Origin of the sequence: Micromonospora sp. ATA51, assembly GCF_016802855.1 — a bacterium.
GTDB classification, from domain to species: domain Bacteria; phylum Actinomycetota; class Actinomycetes; order Mycobacteriales; family Micromonosporaceae; genus Micromonospora; species Micromonospora sicca.
The window spans coordinates 15678-39945 of the sequence record NZ_JAEVHJ010000025.1; the positions used below are offsets into that span (position 1 = coordinate 15678).

A 24268-nucleotide genomic window follows, 5' to 3' on the forward strand; every position below is an offset into this window, starting at 1 on the left:
GCGGCGAGCGACACGGGCCGTGCGGGGACGAACGGCGGACGTCAGAGGCGGCCCTCCTCGACCGCCCGGGTCACCCACGGGATGACCTCGTCGAGCATCTCGTCCAGCGAGGTGGTGGCGGTGAAGCCGAGCACCTCGCGGGACTTCGTCACGTCCGGCACCCGCTTCTGCACGTCGTAGCGGAAGGGTTCGTCGGAAACGTGCCGGAACGGCACGTCCGGGCCCTTGATCTTGCGCCAGATCAGCTCGGCCAGCTCCAGCACGCTGGTCGACTCGGCCGTGGAGAGGTTGAAGTCGTCGTTGTGGGCCGCCGGGTGCTCGATCGCGGTGGCGATGCCCCGGGCCAGGTCCCCGCCGTAGGTGTAGTGCCGCACCTGGCCGCCCTCGCCGAGGATGTGCAGCGGGTCCTGCCCCTTGACGATCTTCTGCACCAGGTCGGGCACCACGTGCGACATCGCCAGCTTGACGTTGCCGGAGAGCACCTCGACCTGGCCCAGCGCGCGCCCCTCCCCCACGCCGACGCAGTTGAACGGCCGCACGATCGTGTACGGCAGCCGGTACTGCTCCCAGGCGGCCCGGGCGTAGTACTCCACGGCCAGCTTCTGGAACCCGTACGACGACAGCGGCGGTGGGATGCGCCGCTCGTCGCCCTCCCTGCTCGGCCAGTGCTCGGTGGATTCGAAGACCATCGAGGAGGAGAGGTAGGTGACCTTCGCCAGCCGGCCGTCCCGATGGGCGCGGATGGCCGCGTCGCAGGTGGCCGCCATGATCCGCTCGTTGGTGGCGAGCAGGTCGTAGGCGTACGCGTGGAAGTAGGAGATGCCGCCGATCATCGCCGCGCCCGCGACCAGGTGGTCACAGCCGTCCAGCAGCGTGGTCAGCAGGTCCACGTCCCGCGCGTCGCCCTCGACGAACCGGAACCGGGGGTGGTCGTCGTAGCTGTGGGTGACCGGGCCGTACTTCGAGAAGTTGTCGATCCCGACGACCTCGTGGCCCCGGCCCAGCAACTCCTGCACCAGGTAGCCGCCGATGAAGCCGGCCGAACCAGTTACCAGGACTTTCGCCACGTGCGCTCCTATGCGGTCTTCTCGTACTCGGTGCTGTCCTGCGGCGCGCGGGGCGTCGGCGTCGCGAACGACCGCGAGCCGGCCGCCCGGGCCGCCAGCCTCTCCCGGCTCAGCCGTCGACCGTAGGCGAAGAAGTACCAGCGCAGGTAACCGGGGAGGAACCGGCCCAGGTCGAAGTGGGACTCCCCGAGCGGCCGGTCCAACCAGATCGTGGGTATCTCGGCGACCGGCAGGCGCAGCCGGTTGGCCTTGGCGGTCAGCTCGAGCCCGATTTCGAAGCCGGTCCGCGACTCGATGCCCACCTCGCGGACGAATGCGGTGTCATACGCCTTGAAACTGTTGGTGGCGTCCCGGGTGCCGACCCGGGCGAACGTGTAGAGGCTGCGCCCCGCCCAGCGGGACATCATCCGCTTCAGCCGCGGCCCGCCCACCTGCTGGCCGCCCGGCATGTAGCGGGACGCGGCCGCGACCACCACGCCCCGGTCCACCAGCCGGGCCAGCTCGTCGATCTGGCGCGGGTCGTCACAGCCGTCGGCCATCGTCACCACCACGACCGGGGCGAGGGCCACGTCGATGCCGAACCGGATGGCGTTCGCCGGGCCCCGGCCGTAGGTGTTGAGCACCGCGCGCACCCGCGGGTCGGTGCGGGCGATCTGCTCCACGTACGGGACGGTGATGTCCTCCGGCATGTCGTGCACGATCAGCACCTCGGCCGGGAGCAGCGTCTCGCGCAGCATCCGCTCCAGGCAGCGCAGGATCGCCTCGCCCTCGTTGTAGACCGGCACGATCACCGACACCCGCGGCGTCACACCCGCACCCCGGTCCCGGTCAGGCCCCACATGTCGATGACCGGCAGGTCGGTCTCCAGCCGGGCGTACTGCTCGTGCGGAGCGGCGATCACCAGCAGGTCCGCCCGACGCAGCACCTCGTCCAGCTCGACCAGGCGGTCGTCGGCGACGTACGGGTCGGTGCAGAGCGTCTCCCGGGTCTTCAACGCCAGGATCTTGCGCAGCTTGTACGCCAGGCTCTCCCGCGGGTCGTCGCTGCCGCCCTTGAAGGCCATCCCGAGGATGCCCACGGTCAGGTCCGCCAGATCGAACCGGTCCTCCAGCCGGGACACCAGGTAGAGCGGCAGCCCCTCGTTGATCAGCATCGCGGAGTGGCCGAGCACGAAGTTGTTCCGGTTGAACGCGGCCAGCTGCATGGTGTCCTTGAACAGGCAGGGGCCGGCGGCGAAACCGGGCATCGGCAGATCGGCGGCGCGCGGATAGTCGTGCGCGACCGCGTGCCGGATCCGGGCGAAGTCGAGCCCGAAGTCGTTCGCCATCATCCAGAACTGGTTCGCGGTGGCGAACTTGATGTACCGCCAGGTGTTGGTGAACAACTTCGCCAGCTCGGCCTCCTCCGGCTCGAGTGGCACGATCTCCTCGGTCAGGTGCCGGAAGAGCTTCTCCGCCCGGGCGAGGGCGTGCGGCGTACGGGCGGCGACGATCTGCGGCAGCGTGAACAGCTCCGTCATCGCCCGGCCCTCGGCGATCCGCTCCGGGCAGAACGCCACGTCGGCGCGGATGCCCTTGCCGACCAGGAGCTTCTCGGTCAGCGCCGTCACCCCCGGGTAGACGGTGCTGCGCAGCACCACCAGCTGCCCGTCGCGCAGGTGCTCGGCGCAGCGCTCCAGCGCCCGGGGCACCGCACCCAGGTCCGGGTTGAGGTGCTCGTCGACCGGGGTTCCGACCACCACGACCAGGTGCTCGGAGGCACCCACGCTGACCGGGTCGGTGCTGGCCCGCAGCCGGCCGGCGGTCACCGCCTCGGCGAGCGCCTCGGCGGCGCCCGGCTCGGCGAAGGGCAGGATGCCGGCGTTCACCGTGGCCACCGCGTCGGCGTTGATGTCGTACAGCACGACGGACAGGCCGCGGGAGGCAAACGCGATGCCCAGCGGCAGACCCACCCGACCGCAGCCGCCGACGATGCAGACGTCGACGGAGATGGGCGGCGGAGCCGGATCCTCGGACATGGCTGGACTCCCGTGGGGGTGGCGGGGGTGTGATCCCGGCGATGGCCGGAATCCAAGCAGGCTAACCGCTCGCAGGTGAGCCGTGGGTAGCCGAAGATGCCGTCACCGCTGGCCTTTCGGACGATCCGTGACGCTGCGCAGCGGCCGGATCACGAGGGGCGAGAGACGACCGTGGCCAGCCGCCCGACCCGGACGCGCCGGATCGGGGCCGTGAGCAGGTGCCGGTCAGGCGCCGCGCAGGGTGGCGCCGAAGCGGCGGGCCGCCTCGGCCACGGCCGCGTCCCGGGCCGCCACCGCCTCGTCCACGGTCAGCGTCCGGTCCGGGGCCCGGAAGGTCAGCTTGTACGCGAGCGACTTGCGGCCCGCGCCGAGCTGGTCGGAGGCGTACACGTCGAAGAGCCGGACGTCCTCCAGCAGTTCGCCGGCCCCCTCGGTGAGGGCCCGCTGCACCTCGGCCGCGGGAACCGGGTCGTCCACCACCAGGGCCACGTCGATGAGCGCCGGGGGGAAGGTGGAGATGGCCGGCCCGGTCACCACCGGCGCGGCGGGCACCGCGTCCAGGTTCAGCTCCATGGCGCTGGTCCGGCGGGGCAGCTCCAGCGTCGCCACCACGGCCGGGTGCAGCTCACCGGCGTGCCCGACCACCGCGTCGTCCACGAGCAGCTCGGCGCAGCGGCCGGGGTGCCAGGGGGCGTACTCGGCGGACCGGACGGTCACCCGGTCGGCGGGGATGCCGGCGGCGGCGAGGACGGCCCGGCCGGCCTCCACCGCGTCCGCCCAGCCGGCCGCCCGGCCCGCGCCCCACCAGCCGGCCGGTTCGATGTCGCCGGCGACCAGCACGGCGACGTGCCGCGGCTGGTCCGGCACCACCGCGTCGGCGGCGGCGAACTCGGAGTCGGTGGGCCGGCGGTCCACGCCCATGGCCGGCGGGGCGCCGGCACCCGGGCGCGGGTGGAACACCGTGCCGATCTCGTAGATCGCGATGTCCCGCAGGCCCCCGGCCGACGTTCCGCTTGAGGATGCCGAGCAGCGGGCCGAGCAGGGTGGTCCGCAGCAGCGGCTCCTCCTCGGACAGCGGGTTGGCCACCCGCACCGCCCGCCGCCGCGGGTCGTCCGCCGGCAGGCCGAGCTGGTCGGCCAGCTCGGCGGAGACGAACGGGTGGGCGAGCACCTCGACGTACCCGCGCTCGGCGAGCGAGCGGGCCACCGCCCGGCGGCGCTGCTGCTGCCAGGTCAGGCCACGGCCGGCGGGCGCGGCCGGCAGCAGCGAGGGCACCCGGTCGTACCCGTCGAGGCGGACCACCTCCTCGACCAGGTCGGCCGGGTCCGTCAGGTCGGGCCGCCAGCTCGGCGGGGTGACGGTGAGCACGTCGCCGGTACCGGCGGCCACCCCGACCTCGCCCGGGTCCTCGCCCAGCCGGTCCGGGCCCCGGGTGACGGTGCAGCCGACCTGCTCCAGCAGCTCGATCACCCGCTCCGGCGGATACACCACCCCGACCCGCCGGGACGGCAGCTCCGCCGGCAGGGTCACCGGGGTACGCGGCCGGACGTGGTCGATGTCGAGGATCTCCGCGCCGACCGTGCCGCCGGCGTGCTCGGTGAGCAGCCGCACCGCCCGCTCCAGGGCGACCAGCGGGAGGGCGGGGTCGACACCGCGCTCCCAGCGCTTCGCCGCCTCGCTGAACAGCTTGTGCCGGCGGGCGGTCCGGCCCACCATCGCCGGGTCCCAGTGCGCGGCCTCGAAGAGCACGTTGGTGGTGGCGGCGAGGACCTCGCTGGTCTCGCCGCCCATCACCGCGGCGAGCGAGATCGGGCCGGTGTCGTCGCAGATCACCATGTCCTCGGGGACGAGAGTGCGGGTCACCCCGTCCAGGGTGGTCAGCTTCTCCCCCGGCTCGGCGCGGCGGACCACCAGCGGCCCGCTGATCCGGTCGACGTCGAAGGCGTGCATCGGCTGGCCGAGTTCGAGCATCAGGTAGTTGGTGATGTCGACCGGCAGCGAGATGCTGCGGATGCCCGCGACGGTGAGCCGCTGGGACAGCCAACCGGGGGTCTCCGCCGTCGGGTCGATCCCACGGACCATCCGGGCGGCGAACCGGTCACAGCCGACCGTGTCCCGCACCTCGACCGGGTACGCCGGCCGCTCGGTGGCGCCGGGCACCGGGACCAGGGCGGGGTCGCGGAACGGCACGCCGAGGGCGTGCGACAGCTCCCGGGCGATGCCGCGCACGCTCAGCGCGTACCCGCGGTCCGGGGTGATCTCCATCTCGACCACGGTGTCGTCGAGGCCGACCACCGGGCGGGCGTCGTCGCCCGGCTTGGCCGGGGTGTCCTCGGGCAGCACGATGATGCCCGCGTGGTCGTCACCCAGACCCAGCTCCTTGGCCGAGCAGATCATGCCGTTGGAGTTGCGCCCGTACGTCTTGCGCGCCCCGATGGCGAAGTTGCCGGGCAGCACGCCGCCGGGGAGGATCACCACCACCTTGTCGCCCTGGGCGAAGTTCGTCGCCCCGCAGACGATCTCCTGCGGCTCGCCGGTGCCGTTGGCGTCACCGACGTCGACCAGGCAGAAGCGGATGGGCTTCTTGAAGCCGGTGAGCTCCTCGATCTCGCGTACCTCGCCGACCACCAGCGGCCCGGTGACGGTCTCCCGCAGGTCGACGATGGACTCGACCTCGATGCCGAGGTCGACCAGCGCCTGCTCCAGGTCGCCGGTGGGCAGGTCGGCGGGGAGGTCGACGTACTCCCGCAGCCAACTGACAGAAACTCGCATGACTCTTAAACCACCGTCTCCCTAGCTCGTGGCGCCGTCTAGACCCCGAACGCGCGGGTGAACCGCACGTCCCCCTCGACCATGTCCCGCATGTCGCCGACCCCGTGCCGGACCATCACCGTCCGGTCGATGCCCATGCCGAAGGCGAATCCGGAGTAGACCTCCGGGTCGATGCCGCAGGCACGCAGCACCCGCGGGTTGACCATGCCGCAGCCGCCCCACTCGACCCACTGCGGCCCCCTGCGGTGCTCTGGGAACCAGACGTCGAACTCGGCCGACGGTTCGGTGAACGGGAAGTAGTGCGGCCGCCACCGGGTCTTCGCCTCCGGCCCGAACATCGCCCGGGCGAAGTGGTCCAGCGTGCCGCGCAGGTGGGCCATCGTGATGCCCTTGTCCACCACCAGGCCCTCGACCTGGTGGAAGACCGGCGCGTGGGTGGCGTCCAGCTCGTCGGTGCGGTAGGCCCGACCGGGCACGATCACGTAGATCGGCGGCTTGCGGGTGAGCATGGTGCGCGCCTGCACCGGCGAGGTGTGCGTACGCAGCACCAGGCCCGAACTCTCGGCGCCCTCCGGCGGTGCGATGTGGAAGGTGTCCATCAGGCCGCGGGCCGGGTGGTCGGCGGGGATGTTGAGCGCGTCGAAGTTGGTCCACTCCAGCTCGACCTCGGGCCCCTCGGCCACCTCGTAGCCCATCCCGACGAAGAAGTCGCTGATCTGCTCCATCAGGGTGCTCAACGGGTGCCGGGCGCCGCGCGGCCGGCGGTCGTACGGCAGGGCCACGTCGACCCGCTCCTCGACCAGCACCCGCTCGGCCTGCTCGCGCTCCAGGGTCTCCTGCCGGGCGGCGTACGCGGCCTCGATCGCGCGGCGGGCCTCGTTGACCCGCTTGCCGGCGTCGGACTTGGCGGCCGGCGGCAGCGCGCCGATCTCCCGCCGCGCCAGGGAGACCGGGGACCGGTCACCGAGGTGCGCGGGGCGCAGCGCGGTCAACGCGTCCGGGTCGGCGGCGGCGGCGAACGCCTTTTCGGCGTCGGCCACGGCCGCGGCCAGGGCGTCCGGGTCGAGCAGGGCGACCTGCTTCGGGTCGTACGGATCGTTGCGGTAGCTCATGGCGTACGGGCACTCCCTCACGGCGGCGCCGGCCCTCACGGGCGGCGAAGCGAGTCTACGGACGCGCGGCTGTGCCGCAGCCCGCCGGTGGGAGTTACGCGCAGGAGGAAGGGTCAGGCCCGCCGCCCGCCGACACCGGCGGGCTGGCTAAACGAACGCCGTGGCGCGTTCATCACGTGGACGACCCCCTGCTGTGGTGGCCGCGCGACCTCAGGGTCGGCGCAGCGCTCTGGCTGAAGCGTACAGGCAGACGGCGGCGGCCGCAGCCAGGTTCAGGCTCTCGGCGCGCCCGTACAGCGGCACCCGGACCCGGGCGTCGGCGGCCCCGGTCAGCTCCTCGGGCAGCCCGTGCGCCTCGGAGCCGAAGAGCCACGCGGTGGGGGCGGCGAGCCGGCCGGCGTCGGCCAGATCGTCGAGATCGCTGTCGCCGTACCCGGTGGTCGCGAGAACGGACAGCCCGGCGGTCCGCAGCGCGTCGACCACCTGGCGGGGGTCGGGGGCGCGGACCACGTCGACGTGGAAGAGGCTGCCGGCCGAGGAGCGCACGCACTTGCCGTTGTACGGGTCGACGGCGTCGCCGGCGAAGACCACCGCCCCGGCGCCGGCGGCGTCGGCGGTGCGCAGCACGGTGCCGGCGTTGCCCGGGTCGCGGATCTCGGCGAGCACCGCGACCAGCCGCGGGCCCCGGGACAGGGCGGTCTCCAGGGGGACGTCGAGCTGCCGGCAGACGGCGACCAGGCCCTGCGGGGCGACGGTCTCGGCGAGCGCGGCGAGCCCGTCGTCGGTCACCTCGGAGACCGGTACGTCGGCCCGGGCGGCCTGCGCCGCGAGGTCGGCGTACCGGTCGAGGGCGGCGGGCGTGCCGAACAGCTCGGTGACCGTCCCGGCGCGGGCCAGCGCCTCGCGGACCGCCTGCGGACCCTCGGCCAGGAACCGGCCGGTGGCCTCGCGGTCCCGGCGGCGTTGCAGCCGGCGAGCCGCGACCACTCTGGGGGTACGCGGGGTGAACGGGCCGGAGACAGCGTCGAGGCGCCTCCCGCGCGATGGTGACTGCATGGGAGACGCCTCGATCTGCGGTGGGTGGATCAGGCGGCCTGGGCCGCGGCGCCACCGGTGCCCTCGGCCGCCACGGCGGCGCGGGCCAGCTCGACGATCGCGGCGAACGCCGCGGCGTCGTTGACGGCCAGGTCGGCCAGGATCTTGCGGTCGACCTCGATGCCGGCCAGGCGCAGGCCCTGGATCAGCCGGTTGTAGGTCATGCCGTTGGCCCGGGCGCCAGCGTTGATGCGCTGGATCCAGAGCTGCCGGAAGTCGCCCTTGCGGTCGCGACGGTCCCGGTAGGCGTACTGCATCGAGTGCAGCACCTGCTCCTTGGCCTTGCGGTACAGCCGGGAGCGCTGACCGCGGTAACCGCTCGCGGTCTCCAGCAGGGTACGACGCTTCTTGTGGGCGTTCACAGCCCGCTTGACGCGTGCCATCTCAACTCCTTCTTCGGTTCAGGTGGCGCGCGTCAGCGGCCGAGCAGCTTCTTGATTCGCTTGACGTCGGCCTTGGCCAGCTCGACCGTGCCGGTCAGCCGCCGGGTGTGGGTGGAGGACTTCTTCTCCAGCTTGTGGCGGAGGCCGGCCTGCTGGGCAACGATCTTGCCCGTGCCGGTCACCTTGACCCGCTTGCCCGTACCCGTGTGGCTCTTCATCTTCGGCATGTGGAACGTCTTCTCCCTGTTACTGGCCGCTGGTGTCAGCGGTCGGGCCGGTCTCGCCGGCTGCGGCGGTCTCGCCGGCCTCCGGGGTCTCGCCGGCCTCCGGAGCACCGGCCTCCTCCGCGGCCCGTTCCCGAGGTCCACCACGGGACGCCGTGGCGGCGACCGCGGAGGCCTTCACGGCCCGGTGCGGGGCGAGAACCATGATCATGTTTCGACCGTCCTGCTTCGGAGCGGCCTCGACGTATCCCAGGTCCGTGATCTCGGACTCGAGCCGGCGCAGGAGCCGGTAACCCAGCTCCGGGCGGCTCTGCTCGCGACCGCGGAACATGATCGTCACCTTGACCTTGTCGCCCGCCTTGAGGAACCGCACCACGTGACCCTTCTTGGTCTCGTAGTCGTGCGGGTCGATCTTCGGCCGGAGCTTCATCTCCTTGATGACGGTCTGCTGCTGGTTACGCCGCGCTTCGCGCGCCTTCAGTGCGCTCTCGTACTTGAACTTGCCGAAGTCCATGAGCTTGCACACCGGCGGGCGCGCCATCGGCGCAACCTCGACCAGGTCCAGGTCGACGTCCGCGGCCAGCTGCAGGGCGCGCTCCAGCGGGACGATGCCCACCTGCTCACCCTCAGGGCCGACCAGTCGGACCTCACGTGCCCGGATCTGTTCGTTCACGCGTGGTTCGACGCTGATGGGGCCTCCTCGAGTCGGTTCTCCTGCGTGTCCGACCCCGCGGGCCCCCGGGTGGGAGCCGCCCGGAAAGCAGAAGGCCCCGGCGCATGCCAGGGCCCGCTCGACCGGTCGGCACGATCACATGATCGCGCATCCGGAACCGGGATGTCCCCGGAACCGGTGACCGGACCCGGCCACCGTCAGGGGCGACTCGGGTGGGAGCAGGCGCTCCGCTTCAAGACCGCCCGCACGTCGGAACGGGGGCAGTCTGGTCGACCTGGCAAGACTACACCCTCGCCCCGGCCATCCCCAACTCGGCCCACCCGTCCCCTTGCGCCCCGGCCTGCGGATTTCCGGGTCAGCGGGGGGCGGGGTCGCCGGCGAGGGCGGCCAGGTGCGCCTGGTGCAGCCGGCGCAGGGCGCGCACGCCCTCGACCGCCAGCTCCTTGTCGGCCGCCTGGAGGGCGACCATCGGCAGCAGGTCGTCGTCGTGCAGCTCCAGGCTGGCCCACGGGGCGCCCCGGTCGAAACGGACCCCGCGGACGACCTCCCAGGGCAGCTCGTACGAGCCGATCACGTTGCGCACCCGGACGCCCCTGGCGTCGGCCACCACCCGCGGCCGGGTGAAGAGCAGGATGCCGAGCGCGCCGAAGACGCCCAGCCCGATCATGGCCAGCTGGTCGCCGCGCTGGAACGTGCCGTAGCCGTCGCCGGTCCGGCCGGTCAGCGAGGTCGCCACCAGGCTGAAGACCACCAGCAGGGTCGCCGCCGAGGCCCAGCAGACCACCCGGATCCGCCGCGGCCGCACGGTCACCAGTGCATCGCTCACCCGACCAGTCTGCCATCCGGCTCCGGGCTCCGGTCCGGTGCCACACCGATCGCGGCGCGTCGCCGCCCACCGGCCACCACGACCGCGACCAGGGTGAGCGCCGCGCCGGCCAGCACCGGCAGCCGGGCACCGGCCCCACCGGGCAGCAGCACGTCCAGCAGCAGCGCGCCGCCGAGCTGCCCGGCGACCAACGCCAGCCCGGTCCGCAGCACGCCGACCGCGCGTACCCCGACCAGCAGGGAGAGCACGATGCCCACGCCGAGCAGGCCGCCCCCGTACAACCACCACTGCCCCGGCCAACCGGGGCGGGTGGCGAACGCGCCGACCAGCGCCGCGACCGCCAGGATCACCGGGGTGCCCACGGCGAAGTTGACCGCGATGCCGGCCGCGGTGGTGCTGGCGGCGGAGACCCGCCCGTTCAGCGCCGACTGGAGGGCGACCGCCAGGCCACCCGCCACCGCGAGCAACACCAGACCGACCGCCAGGTCGCCGACCGGCCGGCCGAGCTGGGCCAGGGTCACCGCGCCGACGCCGAGCAGCGCCCCGGCCACCCGGGCACGGTGAACGGCAGCCGCCCCACCGGGGCCAGGCCGGCCCGGTCCACCGCCAGCCCGCCGACGCTGCCCCCGGCGACCTGGGCGATGGTGAAGACCGCCACCCCCAGCACCGGGACGACGTACGTGCCGATCACCACGATCGCCGCGCCGCCGAGCCCGCCCAGGTACGACCACCAGGGCAGCCCGGACCGGCGCAGCACGGCCAGTCCGGCGCGCATCGACGGGACGGCGAACAGCCCCAGCACGACGAGCAGGCTGCCGCCGAGGTTGTTGACCACCGCGCCGAGCACCGGGTTGCCGGCGCGCTCGCCCAGCTCGGCGTTGACCACGCCCTGGGCCGCCGACGCCGCCCCGCCCAGCACCACCAGGGGGAGGGCGGCCGACGAGGGGAGCGGCCTCACAGCCGGCAGGCGTGGATGTTGGTGACCAGGATCGCCCGGGCGCCCAGCTCGTAGAGCTCGTCCATGATCCGGTGCGCGTCGTCGCGCTGCACCATCGCCTGCACGGCGACCCAGCCCTCCCGGTGCAGCGGGGAGACGGTCGGCGACTCGATCCCGGGGGTCAGCGAGCTGGCCCGGTCGAGCAGGCCGGCCGGCACGTCGTAGGCGAGCATCACGTATCGCCGGGCGACCAGCACGCCGTGCAGCCGGCGGAGCAGCTGCTCGGACTGGGCGCAGCCGGGCGCCCCGACGCGCCGGACCAGCACCGCCGAGGAGACCAGCAGCGGCTCGCCGATGATCTGCAGGCCGGCCTGGCGCAGGGTGGCGCCGGTGGAGACCACGTCGGCCACCACGTCGGCCACGCCCAGGCGGACCGCGTTCTCCACCGCGCCGTCGAGCCGGATGACGTCCGCGCTCAACCCGTTGTCGTCGAGGTAGCGGCGGACCACCCCCGGGTACGCGGTCGCGATCCGGTGCCCGCCCAGCTCCTTCGGCGAGTCGATGGTGTCCGGGCTGGCCGCGAAGCGGAACGTGGCCCCGCCGAAGGCGAGGTCGACGATCTCCTCGGCCGGGGCGCCGGAGTCGACCAGCAGGTCCCGGCCGGTGATGCCGAGGTCCAGGTCGCCGGAGCCGACGTAGGTGGCGATGTCCCGGGGCCGCAGGTAGAGGAATTCGACGTCGTTGGCCTCGTCGCGGCAGACCAGGTCCTTGGGGTCGCGGCGCTGCCGGTAACCGGCCTCGCGCAGCATCTGGGCGGCCGGCTCGGCCAGGGTGCCCTTGTTGGGTATGGCGACACGCAGCATGACGGAGTGCTCCTTCGATCGGGATTGATCAACGGGTGGGGGCACTCAGAGATGTCGGTAGACGTCCTTGAGCTCGAGACCGGTGGCGAGCATCAGCACCTGGGCCTGGTAGAGCAGCTGGGATATCTCCTCGGCGGCCCGCTCCGGGCCCTCGTGCTCGGCGGCCATCCACGACTCGGCCGCCTCCTCGACGACCTTCTTGCCGATGAAGTGCACCCCCCGCTCCAGCGCCTCTACGGTGCCCGAGCCCGGGGTGCCGGCGGCGGCCTTGGCCTGCAGCTCGGCGAACAGCTCCTCGAACGTCTTCACGGGACGCGATTCTTCCAGCCGTCCGTCGTCGCCATACGCTCCGGGTCCGGCGCGGCGGAACCCCGACCACATTCCGGACGGGCGGTCCTGCCGGCGCCGAGCGTCGGGACCGCGCCCGCAGCGGCCCGCAGGTGGGCCGCTCGGACGCTACGAAGCTGATGACGTCAACGATTCATCCGGCGATACGCGAATCGTGGTCGGGCGGCTGTGCTCGGTGGCGAAATCCTGCGCTGCTCCCGGTGTCCCGGTACGCCGCCGGACTTTTACGGGACGAGAAGGGCAGGATGTCCGGTCGCCGCCGCGCCCGGTCCGGGCTGGTGAGTCATCCGCGACATCAGCTTCGTAGTGGGCAACCGGACTACTCGCGGCGGCCTGGCCGGGGCGACCGCGACGCCCACACCCCGGGCGGTCCGGTCAGCCGCCGAAGCCGACCCGCTGGCCGTTGGCCGCGGCGAGGCCGCGGATCGCCAGCGCGGCGTCCAGCGCCGCCACGGTCGCCGCCCAGCCCTTGTCCTCCGCCGAGCCGGGCAGCCCGGCCCGGTCCCGGGCCTGCTCGATGGTCTCCACCGTGAGCACCCCGTGCGCGACCGGCTTGCCCTCGTCCAGGGCCACCCGGGTCAGCCCGTCGGTGACCGAACGGCAGACGTAGTCGAAGTGCGCCGTCGCGCCGCGGACCACCACGCCGAGGGCGACCACCACGTCGTACCGGCGGGCCATCGCCTGGGCCACCACGGGCAGCTCCACCGAGCCGGCGACCCGGGCCACCACCGCCCGGGCGCCGCACGCCTGCGCGGCGGCGACCGCCCGGTCGACCATGTGGTCGGTCAGGTCGCCGTGCCAGCGCGCGGCGACCACGCCCACCGTCAGCCCGGCGGCGTCCACCGCCGTCACGCCCGGTTCGCCGAAACCCGCCATGTCTACGCTCCGATCTCGTCGCCGTCGACCGGGCGGCCCATCGGCGCCTCGGTCACCTCGTCCAACTCGTCCAGCAGGTGCCCCATCCGGTCCCGCTTGGTGCGCAGGTACCGCACGTTCTCCGGGTTCGACCGGATCGGCAGCCCCTCGCGGCCGCTCACGGTGAGGCCGTAGCCCTCCAGGCCGGCCCGCTTGGCCGGGTTGTTGGTGAGCAGCCGCATCGAGCGGACGCCGAGGTCGTAGAGGATCTGCGCGCCGGTGCCGTAGTCCCGGGCGTCCGCGGGCAGCCCCAGGTCGAGGTTCGCGTCGACGGTGTCCCGGCCCAGGTCCTGGAGCTGGTAGGCCTGGAGCTTGTGCAGCAGGCCGATGCCGCGTCCCTCGTGCCCGCGCACGTAGAGGACCACCCCGCGCCCCTCCTGGGCCACCCGGGCCAGGGCGGCCTGCAGCTGCGGGCCGCAGTCGCAGCGCAGCGAGCCGAAGACGTCGCCGGTGAGGCACTCGGAGTGCACCCGGACCAGCACGTCCCGCCCGTCGCCGAGGTCGCCGATGACCAGCGCGATGTGCTCGGCGGAGTCGTAGTCGCTGCGGTAGCCGAGCGCCCGGAAGACCCCGTACGGGGTGGGCATCCGCGCGTCCGCGACCTGCTCCACCTGCTTCTCATTCCGCCGCCGGTACGCGATCAGGTCGGCGATGGTGACCAGGGTGAGCCCGTGCTCGGCGCAGAACTTCTCCAGGTCAGGCAGGCGCATCATGGTGCCGTCGTCGTTGACCAGCTCGCAGAGCACCCCGGCCGGGCGCAGCCCGGCCAGCCGGGTCAGGTCGACCGCCGCCTCGGTGTGCCCGGGCCGGCGCAGCACCCCGCCCTCGCGAGCCCGCAGCGGCACCACGTGCCCGGGGCGGGCCAGGTCGGTGGGGTCGGTGGCGGCGTCGGCGAGCAGCCGGATGGTGTGCGACCGGTCCGCCGCCGAGATGCCGGTGCTGATCCCCTCCCGGGCATCCACGGTCACCGTGTACGCGGTGCCGCGCCGGTCCTGGTTGGTGTGGTGCATCGGCGGCAGGTCCAGCCGGTCGCACTCGCTCTCGGTCAGCGGCACGCAGATGTAGCCCGAGGTGTAGCGGACCATGAAGGCCACCAGTTCGGGCGTGGCCCGCTCGGCCGCGAAGATCAGGTCACCCTCGTTCTCGCGGTCCTCGTCGTCGACCACGACGACGGGCCGGCCGGCGGCGATGTCCGCCACCGCCTGCTCGATGCTGCCAAAGGCGCTCATGCCACTGCCTCCGAGTAGGTGGGCGGGATCGGGGTGGGAGCCGGCGGGGCGGCCCGCGAGGCCCGCCACCAGGCGGCCAGGCCCCAGACGCAGAACGCGCCGTAGACCAGGTACATGGCGGCGGAGGGGTAGAAGCCGCCGCGCAGCAGCAGCGGCACGCCGACCGCGTCGACGGCGATCCAGATCAGCCAGAACTCGACCCACCCGCGGGCCATGCCGTAGGTGGCGAGCAGGCTGCCGACCAGGATCCAGGCGTCCGGCAGCGGACCCCACGAGCCGAGCGCGGCCAGCGCGGGGTACCCGGCCGCGGTGCCGACCGCCGCCGCCGCGAGCAGGCCCAGGCGTTCCCGGCCGGTGGCCCAGCGAGGCGTCACGGCGGGCTGCTCCCCCGCCCCGGCGCGGCGGTTGCGCGACCAGCGCCACCAGCCGTAGACGCTGACCGCGAAGAAGAAGACCTGCCGGCCGGCCTGGCCGTAGAGGTCGTGCGCCTGCGGGGTGGCGAAGACACCGCCGAGGAAGACGGTGAACAGCAGCGCGTTGCCGATCATGCCGACGGGCCAGGCCCAGACCAGCCGGCGCAGCCCGAACAGCGCCGAGGCCAGGCCGAAGACGTTGCCGACGATCTCCCGGACCAGGACCGGCGAACCGGCCACCTGGACCTGGGCGTCGAGCAGCCAGCCGAGCGGGCCCATCAGCGGTCACCACCGGGCAGGGCGCCCCCGGCGAGGCGGTCGCCGAGCAGCCGCTCGACGTACTTCGCCAGCACGTCCACCTCGAGGTTGACCGGGTCGCCGACGCCCTTGGCGCCGAGCGTGGTCAGCTTGAGGGTGGTGGGGATCAGCCCGACGCCGAACCAGTCGTCGCCGACCTCGGCGACGGTCAGCGAGACGCCGTCGATGGTGATCGAGCCCTTCTCCACCACGTACCGGGACAGCGCGGCGGGCAGCCGGAACCGGACGGTCTCCCACTGCGCGGCCGGTTCCCGGGAGATCAGCTCGCCGACCCCGTCGACGTGGCCCTGGACCAGGTGCCCGCCGAGCCGGCTGCCGAGCGCGGCGGCCCGCTCCAGGTTGACCGGGTCGCCCGGGCGGAGCGCGCCCAGCGCGGAGCGGCGCAGGGTCTCGCCCATCACGTCGGCGGTGAAGACGCCGCCGTCGACGTCGACCACGGTCAGACAGACCCCGTTGACCGCGATGGAGTCGCCGTGCCGGGCGTCCGAGGTGACCAGCGGGCCGCGGATGGCGACCAGCGCGGAGTCACCCCCGGTCTCGGTGGTCCGGACGACCTCGCCCAGTTCCTCGACGATGCCGGTGAACATGTCAGGCCTCCCTCTTCCGGGGCAGCGCGGTGATCCGCAGATCGGGTCCGACCTGCGTAACGTCGGTGAGTTCCAATTCGATGGCGTCGGCGATGGTCCCCACACCCGCGTCGAGCAGGGCGGTGGGGCCGGCGCCGAGCACCTTCGGCGCGACGTACCCGACGACCTTGTCGACCAGCCCGGCGGCGAGGAACGCGCCGGCCAGCCGGGGGCCGCCCTCCAGCAGGGCCGCCCGCACGCCGCGGTGATGCATCTCGGCCAGCAGCGCCGGCAGGTCGACCCGGCCGTCCGGGCCGGCCCCGACCTCCGCGGCGGTGGCGATCCACGTCGCGCGGCGCCGTCGCGGACCCGGGCCGCCGGGGGCGTACGCCCCGCGCTGTCCACCACCACACGCAGCGGCTGCCGAATCGCGAGGGTGCCGTCGCGCAGGTTGCGGGCGGTGAGCCGGGGGTCGTCGGCGAGCACGGTGCCGACCCCGGCGATGACCGCGTCGACGGTGCCGCGCAGCGCGTGCACGTCGATCCGGGCCGCCTCCGAGGTGATCCACATGCTGGTGCCGTCGGCGGCGGCGGAGCGCCCGTCGAGCGTGGCGGCGTACTTCCAGATGACGTACGGCCAGCCCCGGCGCATCGAGGTGAGCCAGGCGACGTTGCCGGCCTCGGCCTCCTCGGCGCGTACCCCCAAATCGACCTGGATCCCGGCGGCGCGCAGGGTGGCGGCCCCGCCGGAGGCGACCGGGTTGGGGTCGCCGACGGCGACCACCACCCGGGCCACGCCGGCCTGGATCAGCGCGTGGCTGCAGGGTCCGGTGCGGCCGGTGTGGTCGCAGGGTTCCAGGGTGACCACGGCGGTGCCGCCGCGGGCCCGCCGGCCGGCCTGGGCGAGCGCGACGATCTCGGCGTGCGGCCCGCCCGCGTACGCGTGGAAGCCCTCGCCGACGACCTCGCCGTCCGGGTCCAGGAGCACGCAGCCGACCACCGGATTGGGGCTGGTAGTGCCCAGCCCGCGGGCGGCCAGCGCGATCGCGCGACGCATCGCCTCATCGATGGAGACGCTCGTCATCGCCAGCCCCTGCCCTCTCACTCGCCGGTCGCGCGCGGGCGGGGCGGGAGGTGACGGCACGGCGTGCCGCAGGCAGGCGGCGGCGGAGATCCGGGGACGGCACGGCCGGCCCCGGGGAGCCCACGCGGCGCTGAGGGTGTCAGCGGCCAGCAGGGGGCCCTCCCCGTCCCGCGCGCTGTCTCCCATCCGGACTGTCGGGGGGCGGACGGACCGCTCCCCACCGTCGGCCCCGGATTCTCACCAGGTCCACCGTCCGGCCGAAGCCGTCCGGGTCGCGGGCTTACCACGGTCGGACCGTGGATCACCGCCGGTTCGGAATTTCACCGAGCCCCGCCAGCGCGTGGTGGGTACACCGGAAGTCTTACACGCCGGACCGCCCCCGTCGCCAGGGGAGGCGAGGTAGCTCACAGATGTCCGGTTACGGTCAGGTGACGCCGCGCCGCCGGTCGACCGCCACGTACGACCCGGGCTGGCTCTTCGCGACCGTCTTCATCTCCGAGGCCACCGCGATCGCCTCCAGCGGGTCCGAGAAGCGCTTCCCGGAGTCGGAAAGGGAGACGCCGATGGAGAGGGTGACCAGCGCGGCCCGCCGGATGTTGCCCCGCCGGTCCTTCAGCTCGACGAACCCGCGCTCCCGGTCGGTCGGGTCGTAGAGGGCGTCCGCGGCCTTCTCGAAGTCGACCACCGCCCGGCTGGTCAGCGGCCGGACCTGGCCGGGGGTGCAGACGATGACGAAGTCGTCGCCGCCGACGTGGCCGAGGAAGGCCGGCGGCAGCCCGATCGAGACCACCGCCCGGTGCAGGCTGCGGGCCAGGGCCGAGATGAACTCGTCGCCGCGGACGAAGCCGTACCGGTCGTTGACGCTCTTGAACCGGTCGATGTCGATGTACCCGACCGCGTAGTCGACGCCGTTGCGGACCCGGTCGCTGATCTCCCGCCGGATCCGGCTGTTGCCGGGCAGCCCGGTCAGCGGCGAGACCTCCCGGAACTCCTTGTTGCGGCGCAGGGTGGAGCTGACCCGGGCCACCAGCTCGGCGGTGTCGAAGGGCTTGACCAGGTAGTCGTCGGCGCCGGCGCTGAGGCCGTGCACCTTGTCCACGGTCATTCCCTTGGCGGTCAGCATGATCACCGGCAGAGCGGCGGTCATCGGGTCGGCGCGCAGCCGGCGGGTCAGCTCCAGGCCGTCGATGCGCGGCATCATCAGGTCGACCACGGCCAGGTCCGGTCGTTGTCGCTCGATCACCTCGAGCGCCTCCTGGCCGTCGCCGGCATGGATCACCTCGAAGCCGTGCAGCCGCAGGTTGAACTCGACGAAACGGGCGATGTCCTCGTCGTCGTCGACGACCAGGATGACGTCGGGTCGCTCGCCGGCCGGGTCCACCTCAGGCCCCGCTGGCCGCGCGTTCCGCCAGGGCGCGCAGGCGGCGTACCGCCTCGGCCGGGTCGCCGGCCCCGTAGACGGCGGTGCCGGCGACGAACGCGTCCGCGCCGGCGGCCGCGGCCTGCTCGATGGTGTCGGCACCGATCCCGCCGTCGACCTCGATGCGCAACTCGAGGTGGCCGCTGTCGACGTGCCCGCGGGCGGTCCGCACCTTGTCGAGGAGCTGCGGGATGAACCGCTGGCCGCCGAACCCGGCCTTGATCGTCATGATCAGCAGGGTGTCGAAGCTGGGCAGCAGGTCGAGGTACGGCTCGATCGGGGTGTCCCGGTCGATCGCCAGCCCGGCCTTCGCCCCGGCCGAGCGCAGGTCCTTCGCCAGGGCCACCGGGTCGTCGCACGCCTCGGCGTGGAACGTCACGTTGTACGCCCCGGCGTCGGCGTACCCGGGCGCCCAGCGGCGTGGATCCTCGATCATGAGGTGCACGTCGAAGGGCAGCTCGGTCACGGCGCGCAGGCTCTGCACCACCGGCAGCCCGATCGTCAGGTTCGGCACGAAGTGGTTGTCCATGACGTCCACGTGCAACCAGTCGGCGGCATGCTCTACGGCGCGGACCTCGTCGGCGAGGCGGGCGAAATCGGCGGCCAGGATGCTCGGCGCGACGATGGGCGGCGGTACGGTCACGGGGCCAGTGTACGAATGCGGTCACCCGCCGCTCGCGGCACGGCACCAACCCGGACCCGCTGTGACCCGGCCGTGACCGATGGTGCAGAATCGGCCCTCCCGGACCCGAAAACCCGGACGAAAAGCCAGCCGCGACTGGCCGATCGGCGGAAACACCGCAACACTCCATCGGGGACGGTCACATATGCTGCACGCCCGGCGGCGGGCCGCCGTACGGGCCGCGGCGACCGGCTGCCATCTCCCGGAAGGGGCGGACGATGCGACGGTGGCTCGTGGCGCTGGCGCTGGCCGGCACGGCGACGGCGGTGCTGAGCGGCTGCGTCCAGCCGCACCGGGCCGACGGCGACCTGATCGACGACTGGCCCGCCCTGCCGGCGCCCAAGTTGTTCATCCCCGCCACGGACGCCTGCCTGCCCCGGATCACCGCGGTCGTGCAGGCCGGCACCTACGAGACGGTGGCCTGCGGGCGCAGCCACCTGGCCGAGGCCGTGCACGTCGGCGCGTTCACCGGGCCGGCCGCGGCCGGCGCCCGTCCCGAACCCGGGTCCGCCGCGCTGCGTACCGCCCGGGCCGAATGCGACCAGCGGGCCCGGGAGGTGATCGGCGGGGACTGGCACTCCGCCCGGCTCACCATGAACATCGCGGTGCCCTCGGTGACCGCCTGGCTCGCCGGCGCCCGCTGGTACCGGTGCGACCTGGCGGAGACCGACAGCATCGACAACACCCGGCCGGCCAACCGGGTGGGCAGCCTGCGCGGCGCGATGGTCGGCGACAACCCGCTGGTGCACCGGTGCTTCGACCCGAAGCTGATCGGCAACAACCTGAACTACATGGCGCCGGTGCTCTGCACCGAGCCGCACCGGGCCGAGTTCGTCGGCGTCTACGTGGAACGCGACATGAGCTGGGCGGATTTCACCCGGTCGAGCCAGCAGGTGCACCGGCGCTGCATGGCGCTCATCGCCGTCTTCGCCAACGTGCCCAACAACAGCGACCTGCCGTACCGGGCCGGATCGATCTTCTACCCGCCGTCGCAGCGGGAGTGGGAGGAGGGCGACCGGGGGGTGCGCTGTTTCCTGTGGAGCGACGACCGGAGGCTCACCCGCTCAATGCGCGGCGTCGGCCCGCAGGGACTACCCGTCATCTGAGCCCGGGTGCCGTATGCTGCTGCGCCGTGGCGTACCGGCGGTGCCAGCCGGCCGGCGCGACGACGGACGACGGGGAGGTCGGCGAATGCGGCGGTGGTGGACGGCGGTCGCCGTGGCCGGGACGGCGGTGCTGGTGCTCGCCGGTTGCGGCGCGCCCGCCGGGGTGGACCGAAACCTGGCCGACGACTGGCCGGCCCTCGCGCCGGCGAAGGGCTTCGTCCCGCAGAACGGCGCCTGCCATCCCACGGTCCAGGACATCGGCTACCTCAGCGGCTACAACCCGGTCGAGTGCACCGCCTCCCACCGGGCGGAGACCCTGCACGTCGGCACACTGACCGGGCCGGACGCCGAGCGGGGCGCTCCCCCGCGAACCGGCTCGGCCGGCGCGCGGACCGCCCGCGTCGAGTGCGACAAGCAGGTCGGCAAGGCGGTGGGCGCGGACTGGCGGTCCGGGCGACTGCTGGTCTCGGTGGTGTTCCCGTCCGCGGTGGCCTGGACGGGCGGCGCCCGCTGGTTCCGCTGCGACGTCTCCGAGGTGGCCAGCCTCGACGACGGCAGCATCATCCCGCGCCGCGCCTCGTTGCGCGGCGCGCTGGCCCCGGGCTCCCCGCTCGCCTACGGCTGCTTCAACCCGAAGCTGGTCAAGGACGACATCGACGAGATGCGGCCGGTGGCCTGCACCGGCAAGCACCACGCCGAGTTCGTCGGCGTGTGGCAGGCGCCGGACATCAGCTACGCCGAGTTCCGGCGCACCTCACTGCGGGCGCACAAGGCCTGCCGGGGCCTGATCGCCAAGTACGTCAAGGTGCCGAACAACAGCGATCTGCAGTACCGCGCCGGCACCGTCATCTACCACCCCTTCGAGGAGGAGTGGCGGGACGGCAACCACGGCGTGCAGTGCTTCCTCTGGATCGACGACCGCACGTTGACCCGGTCGTTGAAGGGCGCCGGGACCAGGAGCCTGCCGATCCAGTGAGTGGGGCGGGCCGCTCGCCCGCCCCACTGACCGGTCCCGGCTAGCCGGCCTGCAGCGTCACGTCGTCGACCACGAAGCTGGTCTGCAACGACGAGTCCTCGACGCCGGTGAACTTCAGCGTCACGGTCTGGCCCGCGTACGCGGCCATGTTGAACGTGCGCTGCGCGTAGCCGGTGGCGGCGTTCAGGTTCGAGTACGTCGCCAGCGTGGTGGTGCCGACCTGGACGGTCAGCCTGTCGTACGCCGTCGAGCTGGTGGTCTCGGCGGTGTCGATGTGCAGCCAGAAGGCCAGCGTGTAGCTGGCGCACCCGGCCGGCACGGTCACCGACTGGGACAGCGTGTCGGTGTGGGTGCTGCCGTACCCGTCCAGCCAGGCCTTGTAGGAGCCGGTCGGGCCGCCTGGCCGGTCGAGTTGGTGATCACTCCGGAGGTGGCGGTCCACGGGGTGGTACCGGACTCGAAGCTGCTGTTGCCGATCAGCTGGCCGCCGGCACAGCCGCCGGTGCCGGTCACAGTGAGGCCGTACGTCGCGCTGTGGCTGACCGAGCCGGTGCCGGTGACCGTGACGGTGAAGGTGCCGGTGGCAGCGGTCGCCGAGGCGCTGACCGTCATGGTGGCCGAGCCGCCGGAGGTCACCGAGGACGGGCTGAAGGACACCGTCACCCCGCTCGGCGCGCCGGTGGCCGACAGGTTCACCGTCTGCGCGTTGCCGCTGGTGGTCGTGGTGCTGACCGTCGCGATGGTCGTCGCGCCCCGGGCCACGCTGCCGGCGGTGGGGCTCACCGCCACGGCGAAGTCGTTGGTCGGGGTGCCGCCGACCGCGAGCTGCCAGATCGCGTACGCGACGCCGTCGGCGCTGCGGTTGAGGATGGTCGCGTTGATGTTGCTGGCGGTGTCGCACGACCGGTGTTGACTTCCTCCACCGCCATGAATGGCGGGGATTCCCTCCGCGCTGCGCGGCGCAACGCCCGGGTGGGTTCCTGCTTCACCGCGATCCGCCGGAGGTTGCCCCGGTCTTACGTCCGCTCCACAGGCGTTTTTCGTCTCCACATGCCCTGCGGCGACAATGTCACGCTGTGTCCGTCGTGACGCTTCGGGGCTTCCGGAACTACCCTTCGCCCCGCACGTGGTCACCGTACCACCGCCTGCCCACGTTACGTCAACGGCACGGCTCGGGCCTTGGCGGCCCTCCCCGCGCGGCCTTCACCCCCGCCCTGAAGGGCGGAGCACTGGCCCGCATTCCGGTAGCAGGAGTCGTACGCGGAGTTGGCGGTGCCGCCCCACTTGCTGGCCTGGGTGGTGGTCTTGCGGGCGCTGGCGCCGGTGGCGTAGCCGGAGGTGGCGATGCCGGCCTGCTGGAACGGGTAGTCGTCGGAGCGGCCCTGCCCCTCGACGTTCTCCTCGGGCTGGATGTTCAGCGAGTCCCAGTACGCCTTCAGCGGCGCGGCCGTGGTGGAGGTGATCCGGTTGATGAAGTAGCCGCCGTTGGGCGAGCCGACCATGTCGAAGTTGTAGTAGCCCTTGAGGTAGCTCTTCTGGGTGGCGCTGAGCGAGCGGGCGCCGCGCTGGCCGTCGTCGCGGCCAGCGTCGCCGTCATGCCGGCGCAGAGGGCGAGCGCGAGGCCCGCGATCGGGGTACGACGTCTCATCGAGACTCCTCGTGGGGATCGGCGGGGGCGGATCGGGGGTGATGCCGATAATCGATACAGTTACATGTATCGATTAAGGAGTCAACGGGGTGTCACAAGCCCGGCGCGGTCGGGGGCGGGTGGGGCAGGCATAACCCACCGCATCCGAGCAGGTCAATGCGGTACGTCGCGGGTTCAGCCCCGGCGCAGCACCGCCAGGAACATCGCGTCGGTGCCGTGCCGGTGCGGCCAGAGCTGCACCGTGGGCCCGTCGCCCAGCCCCGGCATGCCGGCCGGCATCAGCGGCCGGGCGTCGACGAAGTCGACCGGCAGGCCGCACCGGCGGGCCGCCTCGGTCACCGTCACATGCGTCTCCACCGTGTGCGGGGAGCAGGTGACGTAGGCGACCAGGCCGCCCGGGCGGACCGCGCGCAGCGCCGCGGTGAGCAGCTCCCGCTGCAACCGGGTCAGCGGCGGCAGGTCCGAGGGCTGGCGGCGCCAGCGGGACTCCGGTCGCCGGCGCAACGAGCCCAACCCGGTGCAGGGGGCATCTACCAGTACCCGGTCGAAGTGCCCCTCGGCAGCTCCGGGTCCCCGCCGACCGTCCGCCCGTCGGTGGCGAGCACAGCCACCGGCAGGCCCCGGGTGGCCTGTTCGACCAGCCGGGCCCGGTGCTCGGCCACCTCCACCGCGGTGAGCCGGGCGCCGCGCTGCGCCGCCAGGGCGCCGAGCAGGCCGGCCTTGCCGCCCGGTCCCGCGCAGAGGTCGAGCCAGCGGGCGTCCGGGCCGTCCAACGGCGCCACCGCCAGGGCATTCGCCACCAGCTGGGAGCCCTCGTCCTGGACGTGCGCCCGCCCCTCGATCACCGCCCGCAGGTCACCCGGCGCGCCGCCGGACAGGTAGACCGCGTACGGCGAGAAGGCGCCCGGGGCGCCGCCCACCTCGTCGGCCAGCTCCACCGGGTCCGCCAGGCCCGGCCGGGCGCACAGGTGTACCGGCGGCCGCTCGTTGTCCTCGATCAGCAGCCGCTCGGTCTCGCCGAGATCGCCGCCCAGCGCCTCGGCGAACGCCCGGACGATCCACTGCGGGTGGCTGTACGCCAGCGCGAGATGGCCGACCGGGTCGGTCTCCGTCGCCGGGGCGAGCTTCGCCACCCAGCCGTCGAGGTCCCGGGTGGTGATCTCGCGGAGCACCGCGTTGGCGAAGCCGGTGGCGCCCGGGCCCACCGACCGCACCAGGTCGACGGTGGAGGAGACCGCCGCGTGCGCAGGCACCCGGGTGTGCAGGAGCTGGTACGCCCCGAGCCGCAGCGCGTCGCGTACCGGCGGGTCGATCCGCTGCACGTCCCGCCCGGCGGCGTCGGTGATGATCGCGTCGAGGGTGCCGGTCTGGCGCAGCGTGCCGTAGGTCAGCTCGGTGGCGAAGGCGGCGTCCCGACCGACCAGCCCCTCCTCCCGCAGCATCGCCGGCAGCACCAGGTTGGCGTACGCGTCGTCCCGGTGCACCGCCGCGATCGCCTGGTACGCGACCTGCCGCGGCAGGTCGACGGCGGGCCGGACCGGCCGCCGGCCGGCGCCACGCCGGTCCGCGCCGAACTGGCCGCCGCGCGGGCGGT

General features: G+C 73.3%; 22 protein-coding genes and 4 pseudogenes. 2 read left to right on the plus strand and 24 right to left on the minus strand.

Going from position 1 to position 24268, the window contains the following annotated elements; translation table 11 throughout:
* Nucleotides 1–41 precede the first annotated feature (41 nt).
* The 21 genes and pseudogenes from JNW87_RS06910 to rpe all read right to left on the minus strand — a co-directional run bounded on the left by JNW87_RS06910 (nucleotide 42) and on the right by rpe (nucleotide 18905).
* The gene (locus tag JNW87_RS06910; RefSeq protein ID WP_109801021.1) at nucleotides 42–1067 is read right to left on the minus strand and encodes an NAD(P)-dependent oxidoreductase; all 1026 of its coding nucleotides are present in this window, start codon (nucleotides 1065–1067) and stop codon (nucleotides 42–44) included.
* An 8-nt stretch (nucleotides 1068–1075) separates the two neighbouring features.
* Entirely contained in the window at nucleotides 1076–1876 is an 801-nt protein-coding gene (locus tag JNW87_RS06915; RefSeq protein ID WP_236647406.1) for a glycosyltransferase family 2 protein, read from the minus strand.
* On the minus strand, nucleotides 1873–3084 hold the full coding sequence (locus JNW87_RS06920) for a nucleotide sugar dehydrogenase (protein ID WP_109801022.1): 1212 nt from the start codon (nucleotides 3082–3084) through the stop codon (nucleotides 1873–1875). Before JNW87_RS06920 ends, JNW87_RS06915 begins: the two co-directional genes overlap by 4 nt.
* A 225-nt stretch (nucleotides 3085–3309) precedes the next feature.
* Nucleotides 3310–5857, minus strand: a pseudogene (pheT, locus tag JNW87_RS06925) (phenylalanine--tRNA ligase subunit beta).
* 38 nt (nucleotides 5858–5895) lie between these two features.
* The gene (pheS, locus tag JNW87_RS06930) at nucleotides 5896–6969 is read right to left on the minus strand and encodes a phenylalanine--tRNA ligase subunit alpha (RefSeq protein ID WP_238453324.1); all 1074 of its coding nucleotides are present in this window, start codon (nucleotides 6967–6969) and stop codon (nucleotides 5896–5898) included.
* Between the two features lie 210 nt (nucleotides 6970–7179).
* Complete coding sequence (locus JNW87_RS06935) at nucleotides 7180–8025, minus strand: RNA methyltransferase (protein ID WP_109801025.1); 846 nt, start codon at nucleotides 8023–8025, stop codon at nucleotides 7180–7182.
* Nucleotides 8026–8054: 29 nt separating this feature from the next.
* A complete protein-coding gene (gene rplT, locus JNW87_RS06940; RefSeq protein ID WP_109801026.1) occupies nucleotides 8055–8447 on the minus strand; it encodes a 50S ribosomal protein L20 in 393 nt (130 codons plus the stop codon).
* 32 nt (nucleotides 8448–8479) lie between these two features.
* Complete coding sequence (rpmI, locus tag JNW87_RS06945) at nucleotides 8480–8674, minus strand: 50S ribosomal protein L35 (RefSeq protein WP_109801027.1); 195 nt, start codon at nucleotides 8672–8674, stop codon at nucleotides 8480–8482.
* 19 nt (nucleotides 8675–8693) lie between these two features.
* The gene (gene infC, locus JNW87_RS06950) at nucleotides 8694–9344 is read right to left on the minus strand and encodes a translation initiation factor IF-3 (RefSeq protein WP_089015062.1); all 651 of its coding nucleotides are present in this window, start codon (nucleotides 9342–9344) and stop codon (nucleotides 8694–8696) included.
* A 355-nt stretch (nucleotides 9345–9699) separates the two neighbouring features.
* Nucleotides 9700–10170, minus strand: coding sequence for a PH domain-containing protein (locus JNW87_RS06955; RefSeq protein WP_201749724.1), 471 nt, complete (start codon nucleotides 10168–10170; stop codon nucleotides 9700–9702).
* Nucleotides 10167–10721: a DMT family transporter gene (locus JNW87_RS06960; RefSeq protein ID WP_238453325.1), complete on the minus strand. Its 555-nt coding sequence runs from the start codon at nucleotides 10719–10721 to the stop codon at nucleotides 10167–10169. Before JNW87_RS06960 ends, JNW87_RS06955 begins: the two co-directional genes overlap by 4 nt.
* Complete coding sequence (locus tag JNW87_RS06965) at nucleotides 10688–11128, minus strand: DMT family transporter (RefSeq protein WP_238453326.1); 441 nt, start codon at nucleotides 11126–11128, stop codon at nucleotides 10688–10690. Before JNW87_RS06965 ends, JNW87_RS06960 begins: the two co-directional genes overlap by 34 nt.
* Nucleotides 11125–11970 (minus strand): ATP phosphoribosyltransferase, encoded by an 846-nt coding sequence (gene hisG, locus JNW87_RS06970; RefSeq protein WP_238453327.1) that lies wholly within the window; start codon nucleotides 11968–11970, stop codon nucleotides 11125–11127. The genes JNW87_RS06965 and hisG overlap by 4 nt, the downstream gene beginning before the upstream one ends.
* Before the next feature lie 45 nt (nucleotides 11971–12015).
* Nucleotides 12016–12279 (minus strand): phosphoribosyl-ATP diphosphatase, encoded by a 264-nt coding sequence (locus JNW87_RS06975; protein WP_109802766.1) that lies wholly within the window; start codon nucleotides 12277–12279, stop codon nucleotides 12016–12018.
* A 414-nt stretch (nucleotides 12280–12693) separates the two neighbouring features.
* On the minus strand, nucleotides 12694–13194 hold the full coding sequence (ribH, locus tag JNW87_RS06980; RefSeq protein WP_109802765.1) for a 6,7-dimethyl-8-ribityllumazine synthase: 501 nt from the start codon (nucleotides 13192–13194) through the stop codon (nucleotides 12694–12696).
* 2 nt (nucleotides 13195–13196) lie between these two features.
* Nucleotides 13197–14462: a bifunctional 3,4-dihydroxy-2-butanone-4-phosphate synthase/GTP cyclohydrolase II gene (locus JNW87_RS06985; protein ID WP_109802764.1), complete on the minus strand. Its 1266-nt coding sequence runs from the start codon at nucleotides 14460–14462 to the stop codon at nucleotides 13197–13199.
* Nucleotides 14459–15154 carry a nicotinamide riboside transporter PnuC gene (pnuC, locus tag JNW87_RS06990; protein WP_109802763.1) on the minus strand — a complete coding sequence of 232 codons (696 nt, stop codon included), beginning with the start codon at nucleotides 15152–15154 and terminating at the stop codon, nucleotides 14459–14461. Before pnuC ends, JNW87_RS06985 begins: the two co-directional genes overlap by 4 nt.
* Nucleotides 15154–15780: a riboflavin synthase gene (locus tag JNW87_RS06995; protein WP_109802762.1), complete on the minus strand. Its 627-nt coding sequence runs from the start codon at nucleotides 15778–15780 to the stop codon at nucleotides 15154–15156. Before JNW87_RS06995 ends, pnuC begins: the two co-directional genes overlap by 1 nt.
* Nucleotide 15781: 1 nt before the next feature.
* Nucleotides 15782–16842: pseudogene (gene ribD, locus JNW87_RS07000) on the minus strand (bifunctional diaminohydroxyphosphoribosylaminopyrimidine deaminase/5-amino-6-(5-phosphoribosylamino)uracil reductase RibD).
* Nucleotides 16843–17266: 424 nt separating this feature from the next.
* The gene (locus JNW87_RS07005; RefSeq protein WP_109802760.1) at nucleotides 17267–18223 is read right to left on the minus strand and encodes a response regulator; all 957 of its coding nucleotides are present in this window, start codon (nucleotides 18221–18223) and stop codon (nucleotides 17267–17269) included.
* 1 nt (nucleotide 18224) lies between these two features.
* Nucleotides 18225–18905, minus strand: a complete 681-nt coding sequence (gene rpe / locus JNW87_RS07010) for a ribulose-phosphate 3-epimerase (protein ID WP_238453328.1) — start codon at nucleotides 18903–18905, stop codon at nucleotides 18225–18227.
* A 257-nt stretch (nucleotides 18906–19162) separates the two neighbouring features.
* Between rpe and JNW87_RS07015 the strand changes: the two genes are divergently transcribed.
* Together JNW87_RS07015 and JNW87_RS07020 are read left to right on the plus strand one after the other, a co-directional pair.
* The gene (locus JNW87_RS07015) at nucleotides 19163–20050 is read left to right on the plus strand and encodes a septum formation family protein (protein WP_238453329.1); all 888 of its coding nucleotides are present in this window, start codon (nucleotides 19163–19165) and stop codon (nucleotides 20048–20050) included.
* Nucleotides 20051–20135: 85 nt separating this feature from the next.
* Nucleotides 20136–21026: a septum formation family protein gene (locus JNW87_RS07020; RefSeq protein WP_238453330.1), complete on the plus strand. Its 891-nt coding sequence runs from the start codon at nucleotides 20136–20138 to the stop codon at nucleotides 21024–21026.
* Between the two features lie 40 nt (nucleotides 21027–21066).
* Here the strand turns inward: JNW87_RS07020 and JNW87_RS07025 are convergent.
* From JNW87_RS07025 to JNW87_RS07035, 3 genes and pseudogenes are all read right to left on the minus strand, one after another.
* Nucleotides 21067–21935: pseudogene (locus tag JNW87_RS07025) on the minus strand (aminopeptidase); the annotation flags it as partial.
* Between the two features lie 245 nt (nucleotides 21936–22180).
* A complete protein-coding gene (locus JNW87_RS07030; protein WP_309233918.1) occupies nucleotides 22181–22744 on the minus strand; it encodes a M28 family peptidase in 564 nt (187 codons plus the stop codon).
* 104 nt (nucleotides 22745–22848) lie between these two features.
* Nucleotides 22849–24268, minus strand: a pseudogene (locus JNW87_RS07035) (RsmB/NOP family class I SAM-dependent RNA methyltransferase); the annotation flags it as partial.